Source organism: Brevundimonas huaxiensis, assembly GCF_014218725.1.
Taxonomy (GTDB): domain Bacteria; phylum Pseudomonadota; class Alphaproteobacteria; order Caulobacterales; family Caulobacteraceae; genus Brevundimonas; species Brevundimonas huaxiensis.
This window is the reverse complement of the sequence record NZ_JABBJE010000001.1, coordinates 785,995-799,619: the sequence shown is the minus strand read 5'-3', so window position 1 is coordinate 799,619 and position 13,625 is coordinate 785,995. Positions and strand designations below refer to the sequence as shown.

Below are 13,625 nucleotides of genomic sequence, written 5' to 3'. Positions count from 1 at the left end.
TCGTATCAGGGACATGACCCAGTCCCTGATTCTGAATCGCCGGGGCCTTCTGATGAGCGCCGGCGCGCTCGCCCTGTCCGCCTGTTCGCCTGAGACGTCCGAAGCCGGGGAGGGGCAATATGCAGCCTCGCCCTATCGTCGGGTGTCCGATGCGGATTGGCGACGACGCTTGGGCGACGCCTCCTGGCGCGTCATGCGGCACGAGGGGACGGAGCGTCCCTATTCCAGCCCGCTGAACGATCAGCACGCTCGCGGGACCTTCGTCTGCAAGGGCTGCGATCTGCCGCTGTTCCGATCGCAGTGGAAGTTCGATTCCCACACCGGCTGGCCCAGCTTCTATGACGTGATCGCCGCCAATGTCGGCAAGAAGCGTGACCTGGCCATCGGCATTCCACGCACCGAATATCATTGCGCCCGCTGCCTGGGACACCAAGGGCATGTGTTCGACGATGGTCCGCGTCCGACGGGGCTACGCTACTGCAACAACGGCGTGGCGCTGAAGTTCGTCTCGGCCTAGGCGCGAAGGGCGCGCACGGCTGAATCGACGGTCAGGCCGAAGATGACCGAGGCGATGATCACCAGCAGACCATAGTCGTGACCGGCGAAGAAAACGGGCGCGCAGGCCATGGCGATGACGATCAATGGAAACAGTCCGGCCCAGACCGCCGTGCCCGGCGTGCTGACGTGGATCAGCGGCTGAGCGACCGGACGTTTCATCGCGCGCGCCATTCGTTCGTTGAGCAGAACGAAGGCGGCCGCGCAGATGACGGCCGAGATCACATATTTGACCGTGTTGCCCGGTTCTCCGAACAGGCTGGCTGTCATGATCAGCAGGATCAAGGCGACGCCTGTGCTGACGGCGAGCAGGGCGTTGGGTTCGAGACGGTTCAAGACTTCACTTTCACATAGCTGCCCGGCGCCGGCTCGATGGGCTTGAGCGGGCCCATGGCCGGGTCGCGGGCGGGGATTTGCTTCCCGGATCGCGCGCCGAGCCAGGCCGACCAATGCTCCCACCAGCTGCCGGGATGTTCGATGGCTTCCGCCTGCCATTCGGCCAAGGTCGCGGGAAGGGCAGGGTTGGTCCAGTGCTGATACTTCTTTGCGGCCGGGGCGTTGATGACGCCGGCGATATGACCTGACCCGGCCAGGGTGAAGGTCACATCCTTGCCGCCAAACAGCTTGGCGGACCGATAGACGGAGTTCATCGGCGCGATGTGATCCTCGCGGCTGGCCTGGAAATAGAGCGGGATCTCGACCTTCGACAGGTCCGCCGTCAGGCCGCCGATCTCGAACTGCCCCTTGGCCAAGGCATTGGCTCCATACATCTGACGCAGATAGTCGAGATGCAGGGTCTTGGGCATGCGGGTCTGATCGGCGTTCCAGAACAGCAGGTCGAAGGCGGGCGGATCCTTGCCCAGCAAATAGTTGCTGATGAAGAAGGACCAGATCAGGTCGTTGGACCGCAGGGCGTTGAACGTTTCGGCCATGGCTGCGCCCGGCAGGACGCCGCCCGCCGCATCCATCTGACGCTCGATCTCGGCGATCCAGTGTTCGTCGGTGAACAGCAGCAGGTCGCCGGCCTCGGCGAAGTCATGCTGAGCGGCGAAGAAGGTAGCGGCGGCGATGCGCTTGTCGCCCTTGGCCGCCATATGGGCCAGGCCAGCGCCAAGCAGGGTGCCGCCGATGCAATAGCCCACGGCGTTCAGTTGCTTGGTTTCCGCCTGCTCCAGCGTTTTCTCGACCGCGCGATAGATGCCCTTTTCCAGATAGTCGTCGAAGCCGAAGCCAGCCTTGTCCCTGTCCGGATTGACCCAGGAACAGACGAAGACCGTAAAGCCCTGAGCCGACAGCCAGCGGATCAGCGAGTTCGCCGGCTGCAGGTCCATGATGTAGAATTTGTTGATCCAGGGCGGGAAGATCAGCAGCGGGATTTCGTGCTGGCTCTCAGTTAAGGGTGCGTACTGGATCAGTTCGAACAACTCGTCGCGCCTGACGACCTGGCCCGGCGCGGTGGCGACGTTCTCGCCAACGACGAACTTGCCATAGTCGGCCTGACTGATGCGCAGCGATCCCCCGCCACGTTCCAGATCGGCGGCGAAGTTCTGCATGCCCTTCACCAGTGATTCGCCGCTGGTCTCCGCCAAGGCTTTCAGCGCGACGGGGTTGGAGGCCAGGAAGTTCGACGGCGAAAAGGCGTCGGTCAGCAGGCGGGTGAAGAACTGGGCGCGACGTTTGAGCGTCGGATCGACGTCCTCGACCCCGGCGATCAGGCCGTTCATCCAGTCTGATGTCAGCAGATAGGATCGCCGCATCATGTCGAACATCGGGTTTTCGGACCAGGCCGGGTCCTTGAACCGCTTGTCGACCGGTGCGGGATCGGGCGCCTCGCCGGCCGCCTGACGCGCCGTCGATGACCAGAGCTGCATATAGCGGCCAAACAGGTCAGCCTGTGCCTGAATCATCTTGTCGGGCTGGGCGGCTAGGCTGGTCATGACTGACGTCATGGCCGGCGCGACGTTGAAGGGATCGGCGGAAAGGGCGGCCGGCCGATCGGCCTGGGTCAGCGCCGCCTCGGCGATCGCGCTTTGGGCCATCATGGCCGCCTTGGCCAGATTCATCGACAGGGTTTCGATCAACTCGGCCTGGTTGGGCGTCGCTGCGGTCGGTTCAGGAGTCGGTTCGGAATGGGCTTCGGCGGCCGCTTCCCGCGTTTCGGCAGTTTTCGATTTGGGCTGGCGAGGCGGGCGGGGCTTGGCGGACGTCGGACGTCCGGCCTTGCGTGCGGGGCGGTCGGGGGCGTCTGTCGGCGTTCTGGGAGTCTTGGCCATGATCGTCCTTCGCGCTTCCTGCGCCAGAGGGCGGTTCATCCGCCCTTCCGCGCACCGCGATGATGGCATAAGACCATCAAGGAAATGAACGCGTCGCACTCGAAAAAGATGATCCTGATCGCCGCAGCCGCGATCGCGACGCCATTGAGCGGCTGTGTCGGCGCATCCGCCTCCAAGACGGAGGCTGTCTCGCCGCTTGCGCCACGTATCCAGGAACTGGTCGACGCCAATCGGCGCTATCCGCGCTGGGAGGACTTTCCGGCAGCGCCGACCGATCTGCCGCCGGTCACTCAGGTCGCGTCGAATGTGCAGCGTCTCCAAGGCGACAGCGCGACGCTGACCAGCGAGATCGCACGAATCGACTGGACGCTCGGCGACGCCGAGGCGCTCGCCGCCGAAACACGCGCGGCCGTGAACGCCGTTCCGGTGTCGCCCGACGCCGTCCGAACCCAGGCGGATATCGAGGCCTTCGCCCAAAGTCTGCGTGACAGGGCCAAGGCTCCACCGCCGCTCGACCGTCGCCCGACGCGATGACCGGTCGCGCGGGAGGCAGAATCCCGCGATAATGTGCTGATGGCAGACGACGGCGGCGCAAAGACACTGAACGCATTCCTCGGCGTGTCTCGATCCCTGTCCGGGCGCGCCTGGCGTCAACGTCCGGCCGATGCCGCAACCACGCGCGCGCACATGCAGACCCTGAATCTGGAAGAGCTGCTGGCCCGAGCGCTGGCCTCGCGGGGTGTTCGCGCAGACCAGGGCCAAGATTTCCTCACCCCGACCCTGCGCGCCCTGTTTCCCGATCCTTCAAGCTTCATGGACATGGATACGGCCGCCGATGCGATCCTGAACGCATTACAGGCCAAGGCGAACATTCATGTGTTCGCCGACTATGACGTGGACGGGGCCTCCAGCGCGGCGCTGCTGGTGCGTTGGTTTCGGGCGATGGGCCATCCGCTTCCGATCTATGTTCCGGACCGGATGACTGAAGGGTACGGCCCCAGCGCCAGGGCCTTCGACACGCTGAAGGCGTCGGGCGCGGACCTGGTCATTACGGTGGATTGCGGGGCGGCGGCGAACGAAGCCCTGGCCCATGCGGCCGCCATCGCCCTGAACGTTGTCGTGATCGATCACCACCTGATGCGCAGCGAGCCGCCGACGGCGTTGGCGGTCGTCAACCCGAACCGGCCGGGCTGCAATTCGGGTCAGGGAAATCTGGCGGCGGCGGGCGTCGTGTTCGTGCTTCTGGCGGCGCTGAACCGGGAGGGGCGGCGTCGGGGCCTGTTCGCCGAGAGGATCGAGCCGGACATTCGTCAGTGGCTGGATCTGGCGGCCCTAGGCGCCATCTGCGACGTGACCGGGCTAACCGGCTTCAATCGCGCGCTGACCGGCCTTGGTCTGAAGGTCATGAGCGACTGGCGCAATCCGGGTCTGCGCGCGCTGTTGGCGGCGGCCGGCGCCGAACCGGGACCGGCCAAGAGCAATCATGCCGGTTTCATCCTGGGACCGCGCATCAATGCGGGAGGACGCATCGGTCGCTCCGACCTCGGCGCGCGGTTGTTGTCGACGGATGATCCGGCCGAGGCCGAGGCCCTGGCGATCGAGCTCGATGCCCTGAACGTGTCACGGCGCGATGTCGAGCGAGCCGTCACCGACGCCGCCGTTCGTCGAGTCGAGGCGACCGGCGCCCATGCCGACGAGAGCGCCGTCGTCGTGGTCGCGGGCGAGGACTGGCATCCGGGCGTCGTCGGGATCGTCGCCGGCCGTTTGCGCGAGCGCTGGCGCAAGCCGGTGATCGTCATTGGCGTCGATCCCGTCACCGGTCTCGGGAAGGGCTCGGGCCGGTCACAGCCAGGCATGAACCTGGGACGCGCGATCCAGGCGGCATGGGAGAGCGGGATCCTGCTCGCTGGCGGCGGTCATGCCATGGCGGCAGGCCTGACGATGGACGGTGCGCGCGTGTCCGAGCTGACCGTCTTCCTGAACGAGAGACTCGCCACCGAAAGGGTCGAAGCTGTCGCACAGGACGTGCTTGAGATCGACGCCCTGATCGACCCTGCGGCGGCGACGCGCGATCTGTTCGAATCGTTCGAGCGTCTGGCCCCATTCGGCCCTGCCAACCCGGAACCCAGCTTCGCCCTAAGCGGGGTTCAAGCCCGCGAACCCGTCGCCATGAATGGCGGTCACGTGCGGTGCCGGCTGGTCGGCCCGGATGGCGCGTCGGTCAAGGCCATCGCCTGGCGCTGCGCCGATCTGCCGACGGGCCAGGCCTTGCTGTCGGGGCAGGGCGGGCTGAGTGTCGTGGGCCGGCTGAAGGCTGACGACTGGAATGGCCGCAAGGGCGTGCAGTTCGAGATCGAGGATGTCGCCGATCCTCGAATGATCTGACGACCTCTCCAAAAAACTGAAAATCCACGCTTGCACCGCCCCGAGGGCGCGGCTATATCGCCGGCTCTCCCGCGCAGCGGTCCCTTCGTCTATCGGTTAGGACGTCAGGTTTTCAACCTGAAAAGAGGGGTTCGATTCCCCTAGGGACTGCCACGCGGGCAGGACTATGGTTGAGCCTTTTGAGGCTCCCGCCAAACAGCCTAAACAAAATTGCAGACGAAACAGGCGCTCATTCGCCGGCATCCGTAACGCGCGTTTGCACTCCCACACGCAAGCTTCTGCATAGACGCGCATTTTCCGCTTTTCAAAATTTCGCGGAACGGTGTTAAATATAAAACGAGTCCGCTGGAGGCGCGGGCGGGGGTTTTTAAGTGTCTGACTTTAGAGAGACGGAAACGGCGCAGACCGTTCGCGTCACTGGGCGCGTGAAGTGGTTCGACGCCGTCAAGGGCTATGGGTTCATCGTCCCTGACGATCCGACCCTGACCGAAACAAGAGACGTCCTGCTGCATATCAGCAGCCTGCGCGATCTCGGCCGTGACGCGGCCGATGAAGGCGCGACCATCACCTGCGACTGCGTCAAGCGCGCCAAGGGTTGGCAGACGATCGAGATCCATGACCTGGGCGAGGGCGAAGCGACGCCGGCCGTGCGTCGACCTGTGACTTCGCCGCCGCCGCGGCCGGTCGCCGAAAGTGACGAACAGCTGGAGACCGCCCTGGTCAAATGGTTCAATCGCACCAAGGGCTACGGATTCGTCGTGCGTGATCGCGAGCCGGGCGATATCTTCGTCCACATCGAAACCCTACGTCGCTGCGGCCTGGATGATCTGATTCCGGGCGATGCGGTGCGGGTGCGATTCGCCAACGGGCCCAAGGGTCTGGTGGTGGCGGACATCAGAACGGGCGACTGATCCAGCGCTCAGGAGAGGCGTATGATCAAGGCGACGAGACGTTTTGCGATGGCCGGGCTTATTATGCTCGCGCTTGCCGGATGCGCGGCCAAGGCGCCGGTCGGTCCCAATGGCGAGCCGCTGCAAAAGTTGGCCGTCGTGACCACGTCGGGCGAGCATCAGTTCTGGGTCGAGATCGCGGACGAAGAGCCCGAACGTCAACGGGGGCTGATGTTCCGTCCACCGCTGGAGGCCGACCGCGGCATGCTGTTCCAATGGCCGGGAGAAGCGCCGCGCGAGCAAAGCTTCTGGATGCGCAACACGCCGAGTTCGCTGGACATTCTGTATATCGATCCGCAGGGCCGGATCGTCTCCATCGCTTCGCACGCCACGCCGTTCTCCGAGGCGCCGATACCTTCCAATGGCGCCGCCAACGGCGTCCTGGAACTGCGGGCAGGGCGGGCGGCCGAAATCAACGCCAAGCCCGGCGACAAAGTTTTACATCCTTATTTCAAGCCTTGATTGCGGATCGCGTCGCGAAGTGCCAATAGAGCGCTCCGTTCGGTCCGGGGTGTAGCGCAGCCTGGTAGCGCATCTGGTTTGGGACCAGAGGGTCGGAGGTTCGAATCCTCTCGCCCCGACCAACGGAAGGCCGCTGGATCATATGTCCGGCGCGCGTTATGGCAGGGTCACAGACCACGCCGTCACTGAGGATTTCGCCATGTTGGCTCGCATCTACCGCCCGGCCAAAACTGCGATGCAGTCGGGCAAGGCCAAGAGCCGCGACTGGCGGCTGGAATTCGAACCCGCGTCGGCGCGCACCATCGATCCGCTAATGGGCTGGACCAGCTCCACCGACATGAACGGCCAGGTTCGGCTGAGCTTCGAATCGAAGGAAGAAGCGATCGAATACGCCGAACGTCATGGCATCGCCTTCCGCTTGCACGAGCCGAACGATCCGCCAGTGATCATCAAGGCCTATGCCGACAATTTCGCTACCAACCGCAAGCAGTCCTGGACGCACTGACGTCTAACGTCTTGCCAGAGCGCCCATAGCTCAACCGGATAGAGCACCCGCCTTCTAAGCGGGATGTTGCAGGTTCGAGTCCTGCTGGGCGCGCCATCTCCGGCGCCTTCGAGGGGCTGATCCATGACCGAGCATCAGGCCTCGTCCAGCCAAGCCGTCCTTGTCGCCGCGCTCTACCGGTTCGCGCCGGTTGCCGACCCCGACCCCGACGCCGTACGCAAGACGCTTCAGGCGGTCTGCGACGCTGGGCAGGTGAGGGGGACCCTGCTTGTCGCGCCGGAAGGTCTGAACGGCACCATCGCCGGATCAGAGGCGGCCATCGCAGCGGTGCTGTCCGCGATCCATGCCATGCGAGGCTTCGAGACGCTCGAACTCAAATACGCCTGGACCGACGCCCTGCTTTTCCACCGGATGAAGGTGCGCGTCAAACGCGAGATCGTCACCATGGGACAGCCGGATCTGGACCCTGCGAACCAGGCGGGCGTCTACGTTGCGCCCACGGACTGGAACGCCCTGATCGCCGATCCCGAGACCTTGGTAATCGATACGCGCAACGACTATGAGGGCGAGATCGGCGCGTTCGAACGGGCCGTCCAGCCGAATACTCGAAGCTTTCGCGATTTCCCAGACTGGTTTCGCAGCGAAGGTCGCGCCCTGATTGAGCAGACCGGCGCCAAGCGCGTGGCCATGTACTGCACCGGCGGCATTCGCTGCGAAAAATCGACCGCCTTCCTGAAGGCCGAGGGCGTGGAGAACGTCCACCATCTGGAAGGCGGCATCCTTCGGTATCTTGAGACTGTAGGCGAGGATCAGAGCCTATGGCGTGGAGAGTGTTTCGTCTTTGACGAACGCGTCTCGGTCGGGCACGGCCTGAGGCAAGGTCCCCACACCTTGTGCCGGGGATGTCGTCTGCCCGTGGATGAGGCCGGTCGGGCTTCGCCGCACTATATCGAAGGCGTGTGCTGCGAGCGCTGTCACGACGCCCGCGACGCGGTCCAGCGGCAGCGATATGCCGAGCGGCACAGGCAGATGCAGATAGCCCGCGAGCGGGGCGAAACGCATCTGGGGTCAGCTCAGAAAGACTAATATCGCCTCATCGCCGGGGCGGGCGAGGGAAGAACGCGCTGGTGCGGGCGGCATAGGCCTCGAACGCCTTGGGTCGCGACTGTCGCATATGCTCTTCCAGCAAGGGCACGCCGGACACCTTGGTCAAAAGCCAGTACATATACGCTGGCCCTGTCAGCGCCAGCCAACCCCAAGGCCATTCACCGCTCAGATTGATGGCGAACACAGGCCAGGCGCACCAACTCACCCATTCGAAAAAGTAGTTTGGGTGGCGTGACCAGGCCCACAGACCGATATCGCAGACTCCGCCCCTGTTGGCCGGATTACGTTTAAAGGCCGCCAGTTGGCGATCGGAAACAGCTTCGCCAATCAGGGCTCCGACAAAGATTAGTGTCGCTAAGACATCCTGGAGCGTCAGGCCCGGCGCTGGGTTGCGCGCCGCCGCCATCACGCTTAGCGCCAGGAAGGCTGCGGCTCCGGCTTGCAACATGAGGAAGCCGAACATCTTCACCTGAAAACCGGCGCCCCAGTCCTCTCGCAGACGCGCGTAGCGAGCGTCTTCGCGCTCCTCGTGGGCGGCGCGAACAGCGATGTGAGATCCTAGCCGCAAGCCCCAAAGGCCAATCAGCAGCGCTGCGAGATACTGGCGCAACGACGGAGTGGCGCCGTCGATCGGAAACAGCGCGACGCCGACGCCGGCTGCTCCCAGTCCGAGCGACCAGAAGGCGTCCGCCCAACCGCCCTGACCGGTTCGTTTCTGAACCAGCCAGGCCGTAGACATGACAACAACGAGAAATAGGGCCGCGACACCCCAAATGGTCGCAAGAGCCGTCACAGGCGAACGAAGGGCTGGATCAGCTTGCCGACCCACCCATCCAGCTGAATCTGACCGTCAAGCGCGACGACGCACAGACACGGCTCGTCCGACACGACACGGGGTTGATGCAGCACCTCCGGATCCGCCTCTTCAAAGTCCCCCACATCGAACCGCTCGGTTTCGGTCGCATAGGCGCCGGAGATGACGCAGGTCAGCTCGACGCCGCCATGCGTGTGTTTTGGCGTCTCACGACCCGATTCGATCTTCAGAAGAATGACACGGCAATCCCCATCCCGCGGCGCATGGACATCGCGCACGCGCATGCCGGGCCCGACCCAGCGCCATGGACCCAGCGCATAGCGTCGCAGCGGCTCGGGCAGCTCGGGCATGTCGTTCAGGGGCGCGCTGTGTCTGGCCTTGCCGGCATCCGTCTCGATCCGCGCCATCGCCAAGGCGAGCGCATCATTCGACAAGGGGGAGGGGAGCGTCTCGTTTAAGAACTCGCCGCCGACCGACTGCAGGTCGCGCACCCAGGCGTCATTGGCCGGCCGCATCGCCAGATGGGCCGCCATCACCACAGCCTCGGGCGGGCTGAGCGTGCCGGCCGCATAGGCCAGCAAACGTTCTTCGGAGGGATTGCGCTGAGGTTTCATCGCGCAGCCTCCTCGGACGGCGCGAGGATCAGACGAAGCTTGGTCATGGCGTTACGAATACGGGATTTGACGGTGCCGAGCGGCAGGCCGAGATGTTTGGCGATCTCGGAATGAGAGTTGTCCATGAAGAAGGCCAAACGCAGGACCTCGACGTGGTCAGCGCTGAGCCGGGCCAGAGCGTCGCGCACGCGGTCCGCGTCTTGCGACATCGACAGCAGTTCATCGGGTCGGCGAACGTCGTCCCCCGCCAGCTCGATTTCGGGCGTCGGCAGGGGACGCGCGTCACGACGAAGCATGTCCAGCCGACGGTTGCGAGCGATGGTGAAAATCCACGTGGCGGCGCGCGCCTTGGACGAATCAAACAGATCGGCTTTGCGCCACACGGTCAGCATGGCGTCCTGCGCGAAGTCCTCGGCCGCGCCAGGCGTCGCGCCCGACTTGATCAGCCAGGCCTTCAGCCGCGGCGCGAAATAGGCGAAGAGCGCAGCGAACGCGTCACGATCGCGTCTCAGGGCGATCTGTTCGATCAGCCGATCATGCAGCAGCGGATCAGGCAAGCTGTCGAGCGCCTTCATGCGGTTTGACCGACATGGCGTTGATGCGAAGGATAACGGCTCGGCATGCATGAACACTAATACGCTCAGCGGAAATGTCTGGATCAATCGCGATCCGAACATGACGGCGACCCGTAATCCGTTCATGCCCTAGCGATTGCGCTGCGGCGTATCTTTCGGAGTTTTCATGCCCCTGTCGTCCGCGACGCCCTCTGCCGAACGTCAAAAGATCGCTGTGGTCGGATCTGGCGTCGCCGCTCTGTCTTCGGCCTGGCTTCTGTCGAAACGCCATGACGTGACGCTTTACGAAAAGGGCGACCGGCTGGGCGGGCATTCCAATACAGTTATGGCCGGCGTGCCTTCTGGCGACATCGCCGTCGACACCGGCTTCATCTGCTTTAACGACGCGACCTATCCCAATCTTATAGCCCTGTTCGAGCATTTGGGGATCGCGACACGGGCGACGGATATGTCCTTCGCCGTCTCCCTGGATGATGGGCGGTTCGAATATGCCGCGCCGGGCCTATTTGCTCAGCGTCGCAACGCCCTGCGTCCTCGCTTCTGGTCCATGCTGAGCGAAATTCTGCGCTTCTATCGCGAGGCGCCAAAGGATTTGGCTGCGATGTCTGATTCTTCGCTGACGCTCGGCGACTATTTGAAGCGCGAAGGGTTCAGCGAGGCGTTCCGCGACGATCACCTGCTGCCCATGGCCGCCGCGATCTGGTCATCGCCGGCGCACACGCTGATGGACTATCCGGCCGAGTCCTTCATCCGTTTCTGCGGCAATCACGGTCTGCTGAAACTGGTGGGACGCCCGCTGTGGCGCACTGTCGAGGGTGGCAGCCGCGTCTATGTCGAACATCTCGCTCGCGCCATCCAGGACATTCGGCTGGACCATGGCGTCACTGCGGTGCGGCGCAGCGACCAGGGCGTCTTCGTTCACGACAGCCAAGGCGGGATCGAGCGCTACGACCAAGTTGTGATCGGGTCCCATGCCGACCAGGCTCTGGCGATGCTGGCCGAACTGACGGCGCAGGAGAAGGCGCTGCTCGGCGCTTTCCGGTACAGCCGAAATCTGACCGTCCTGCATACCGACGCCGGCCTGATGCCGCATCGTCGTCGCGCCTGGGCCAGCTGGAACTATATTGGCGCGGACGACGGCCTTTGCGTCACTTATTGGATGAACCGCCTGCAAGGCCTGCCGGGCGACGATCTGTTCGTGACGCTCAATCCACCGCGTCCACCGCGCGCCGACACGATTTTACGCAGCGAACTGTACGAGCACCCCATCTTCGATCCTGCGGCCATAAAGGCGCAAAAGCAGTTGTGGAGCCTGCAAGGGCAGGGGGGCGTCTGGTTCTGCGGGGCCCATTTCGGCGCCGGCTTCCACGAGGATGGCCTGCAATCCGGCCTCGCCGTCGCCGAGCAACTCGGCGGCGTACGTCGCCCTTGGTCTGTCGCCAACGAAAGCGGTCGCATTCATTTGACGACGCCGGCGAGCGCTCAGCTGGAACGTGCCGCGTGATATTCAGCTCGGCCCTTTATCGCGGCCGGGTCATGCACCGACGCCTTCGCCCCAAGACCCATAGGCTGAACTATCGCGTCTTCTGGCTTCTGCTTGACCTGTCGGAAATCGATGATGTGGACGCGCGCCTGCGCCTGTTTTCGCGCAATCGGTTCAATCTCTTGTCCTTCCACGACAAGGATTACGGAGACGGTTCTGGCGCGCTGCGTCCTCAGGTGGATGCGTGGATGGCTCAAGCCGGCATCGATCTCGCAGGCGGACCTGTCCGCCTGTTAACCATGCCGCGCGTCCTTGGATACGTCTTCAACCCGATCAGCATTTACTATTGCCATTGGCCGAACGGACGGTTGGCCGCCATGGTGTACGAGGTGACCAGCACCTTCGGCATCCGCCACGCCTATGTCATTCCGATCCCGATCGAGGATCAGGCCGCAGGCGTCATTCGTCAGGGCGCGGCCAAGGCGCTCTATGTGTCGCCATTCATGGGCATGGAGATGGATTACCAGTTCCGTGGCCATACGCCGGGCGATCGCCTGGACATGACCATCGATGGGCTAGATGCCGAAGGCGTGCTGATCACGGCCGCTATGGCGGCCAAGCGGGAACGCCTGGAGGATCGCAACATCGCCGCTGCGACAGCAGCAATCCCGCTGATGACGTTCAAGGTGGTCGCGGCGATCCATTGGGAGGCGCTGAAGCTATGGCTCAAGGGTGTTGGTCTGACACAGCAGCCCAAACGGCAGACACGCCAGTGAGTGTCCAACACCAAGCTCAGGAAAGCCGTTTGCGGCCTTGAGCAGCGCACTCATATTATCGCCTAAGATATATTATCGGCAGAAAACACCAGTTGCTCTCCGTTGCATAGCTGAAGCCTGTCAGAGCTCAAAACGCCGCTGCGCAGCTTTCAAAGCCGGAGAACGGGTTCGAGGAACCCGTCGGCAAGGTTGGACTGGACTTGGGTCTGGACGCCTCGGACCAGTTCGACGCGGTCGAGCGGGCCTGGCGTGTTCATTGCGGCGATGGCACCCGACGCACCCCCGTCGAATATCGACGCAGTACGCCGCCGACGCCCTGGTACGACGCCGTCCAGTGCGACGACACCGCGGCAGGCTCCGACGCTTCCGACGCGGCGCTCGCGCTCCCGCTCGGGGCCGCTGTGCTGACTGCAGTCGCGCAACCTTTCAGTTCTCCTCCTTGCAGATGCCATCCGCCGGAGAAGATCAACCTCCCAGAAGGTGAGCTTTCTGCCGTTTCAATTTCACGCCCTCTGCGTCAGCCCAGCGCAAGAAGCAGTCGTTCACTCTGCGCCGAAAACACGACTTCAATATGCTTCGATCAATTGCCTTATCTGGCGCCCGACCAAGCCACTTTCCGACCCAGCACGAGAACGCTGGGCACCCAGTTGAGTGGCCGTGCTGCCGTCGTTGGGCATCTGCTGCACAGTTGAGTTTTCAGTCATCGACGTGCAACGGCGGTGATGCGTGCGAATTGCGCCGTGTCGCCGCGCGCCGACCGCCTTCGCATCGCCGCAGAAGATTTCGTAGAGCATGCCCATAACGGCCTGGGCCCGATCGTCGGCGATCGAATAGAAGATCGAGCGGGACTGACGGCGGGTCTTGACCAGGCCATACTGGCGCAGCTCAGCCAGTTGTTGGGATAGCGCCGGCTGCTTGATGCCGAGGTCCGCCTCGAGCTGGCCCACCGAGCGCTCCTCTTCGGCGATATGACACAGGATCAGCAGCCGGTTTGCATTGGCCAGCTGGCGCAACAGCTCGGCGGCCTCGGGCGCTTTCTCCTTCAACCGCTCCATGGCGGCGGCCTGGTCGTCGGTCATGGGCGGCGCTCGCGATAGTATAAGGGCGCGTCGCCCTCGCCGTCGGC

General features: G+C 63.8%; 15 protein-coding genes and 3 tRNA genes. 12 read left to right on the top strand and 6 right to left on the bottom strand.

The genetic code is table 11. The annotated features are described in order from the left end of the window. The first annotated feature begins 13 nt into the window (after positions 1-13). Complete coding sequence (gene msrB, locus HF680_RS04040; RefSeq protein WP_045811723.1) at positions 14-517, top strand: peptide-methionine (R)-S-oxide reductase MsrB; 504 nt, start codon at positions 14-16, stop codon at positions 515-517. On the opposite strand, the gene HF680_RS04035 is transcribed toward msrB, so the two are convergent. Together HF680_RS04035 and phaC are read right to left on the bottom strand one after the other, a co-directional pair. Next, positions 514-891 (bottom strand): hypothetical protein, encoded by a 378-nt coding sequence (locus HF680_RS04035; RefSeq protein WP_045811722.1) that lies wholly within the window; start codon positions 889-891, stop codon positions 514-516. The two genes, msrB and HF680_RS04035, sit on opposite strands and share 4 nt — an antisense overlap. Further along, the gene (gene phaC / locus HF680_RS04030; protein WP_156146848.1) at positions 888-2,828 is read right to left on the bottom strand and encodes a class I poly(R)-hydroxyalkanoic acid synthase; all 1,941 of its coding nucleotides are present in this window, start codon (positions 2,826-2,828) and stop codon (positions 888-890) included. The genes HF680_RS04035 and phaC overlap by 4 nt, the downstream gene beginning before the upstream one ends. An 84-nt stretch (positions 2,829-2,912) precedes the next feature. On the opposite strand from phaC, the gene HF680_RS04025 reads away from it, so the two are divergent. The 9 genes from HF680_RS04025 to trhO all read left to right on the top strand — a co-directional run bounded on the left by HF680_RS04025 (position 2,913) and on the right by trhO (position 8,216). Further along, the gene (locus HF680_RS04025; protein WP_045811721.1) at positions 2,913-3,362 is read left to right on the top strand and encodes a hypothetical protein; all 450 of its coding nucleotides are present in this window, start codon (positions 2,913-2,915) and stop codon (positions 3,360-3,362) included. A gap of 39 nt (positions 3,363-3,401) precedes the next feature. Beyond that, entirely contained in the window at positions 3,402-5,213 is a 1,812-nt protein-coding gene (recJ, locus tag HF680_RS04020) for a single-stranded-DNA-specific exonuclease RecJ (RefSeq protein WP_045811720.1), read from the top strand. Between the two features lie 78 nt (positions 5,214-5,291). Further along, positions 5,292-5,366: transfer RNA gene (locus HF680_RS04015), tRNA-Glu, on the top strand. 218 nt (positions 5,367-5,584) lie between these two features. Continuing rightward, the gene (locus tag HF680_RS04010) at positions 5,585-6,124 is read left to right on the top strand and encodes a cold-shock protein (protein ID WP_045811719.1); all 540 of its coding nucleotides are present in this window, start codon (positions 5,585-5,587) and stop codon (positions 6,122-6,124) included. 21 nt (positions 6,125-6,145) lie between these two features. Beyond that, complete coding sequence (locus HF680_RS04005; protein ID WP_052689615.1) at positions 6,146-6,625, top strand: DUF192 domain-containing protein; 480 nt, start codon at positions 6,146-6,148, stop codon at positions 6,623-6,625. Positions 6,626-6,670: 45 nt separating this feature from the next. Then, positions 6,671-6,747 (top strand) — tRNA-Pro (locus tag HF680_RS04000). Between the two features lie 20 nt (positions 6,748-6,767). Then, positions 6,768-7,130 carry an ETC complex I subunit gene (locus HF680_RS03995; RefSeq protein WP_082064508.1) on the top strand — a complete coding sequence of 121 codons (363 nt, stop codon included), beginning with the start codon at positions 6,768-6,770 and terminating at the stop codon, positions 7,128-7,130. A 19-nt stretch (positions 7,131-7,149) separates the two neighbouring features. Next, a tRNA-Arg gene (locus tag HF680_RS03990) sits at positions 7,150-7,226 on the top strand. Between the two features lie 27 nt (positions 7,227-7,253). After that, a complete protein-coding gene (trhO, locus tag HF680_RS03985; protein ID WP_185224123.1) occupies positions 7,254-8,216 on the top strand; it encodes an oxygen-dependent tRNA uridine(34) hydroxylase TrhO in 963 nt (320 codons plus the stop codon). 7 nt (positions 8,217-8,223) lie between these two features. Here trhO and HF680_RS03980 read toward each other — a convergent pair whose 3' ends face one another. The 3 genes from HF680_RS03980 to HF680_RS03970 are packed head-to-tail and all read right to left on the bottom strand — an operon-like array spanning position 8,224 to position 10,240. Beyond that, positions 8,224-8,976, bottom strand: coding sequence for a DUF1295 domain-containing protein (locus tag HF680_RS03980; RefSeq protein WP_045811763.1), 753 nt, complete (start codon positions 8,974-8,976; stop codon positions 8,224-8,226). A 50-nt stretch (positions 8,977-9,026) separates the two neighbouring features. Further along, positions 9,027-9,665: a cadmium/peroxide/UV radiation responsive anti-sigma factor ChrR gene (gene chrR / locus HF680_RS03975; RefSeq protein ID WP_045811717.1), complete on the bottom strand. Its 639-nt coding sequence runs from the start codon at positions 9,663-9,665 to the stop codon at positions 9,027-9,029. Then, positions 9,662-10,240, bottom strand: coding sequence for a sigma-70 family RNA polymerase sigma factor (locus HF680_RS03970; RefSeq protein WP_039245158.1), 579 nt, complete (start codon positions 10,238-10,240; stop codon positions 9,662-9,664). Before HF680_RS03970 ends, chrR begins: the two co-directional genes overlap by 4 nt. Before the next feature lie 166 nt (positions 10,241-10,406). On the opposite strand from HF680_RS03970, the gene HF680_RS03965 reads away from it, so the two are divergent. Together HF680_RS03965 and HF680_RS03960 are read left to right on the top strand one after the other, a co-directional pair. Beyond that, complete coding sequence (locus HF680_RS03965; RefSeq protein ID WP_185224122.1) at positions 10,407-11,744, top strand: NAD(P)/FAD-dependent oxidoreductase; 1,338 nt, start codon at positions 10,407-10,409, stop codon at positions 11,742-11,744. Between the two features lie 32 nt (positions 11,745-11,776). Beyond that, the gene (locus HF680_RS03960; protein WP_205195909.1) at positions 11,777-12,499 is read left to right on the top strand and encodes a DUF1365 domain-containing protein; all 723 of its coding nucleotides are present in this window, start codon (positions 11,777-11,779) and stop codon (positions 12,497-12,499) included. 566 nt (positions 12,500-13,065) lie between these two features. On the opposite strand, the gene HF680_RS15950 is transcribed toward HF680_RS03960, so the two are convergent. Next, positions 13,066-13,578 (bottom strand): ArsR/SmtB family transcription factor, encoded by a 513-nt coding sequence (locus tag HF680_RS15950; protein WP_231576626.1) that lies wholly within the window; start codon positions 13,576-13,578, stop codon positions 13,066-13,068. Positions 13,579-13,625 lie beyond the last annotated feature (47 nt).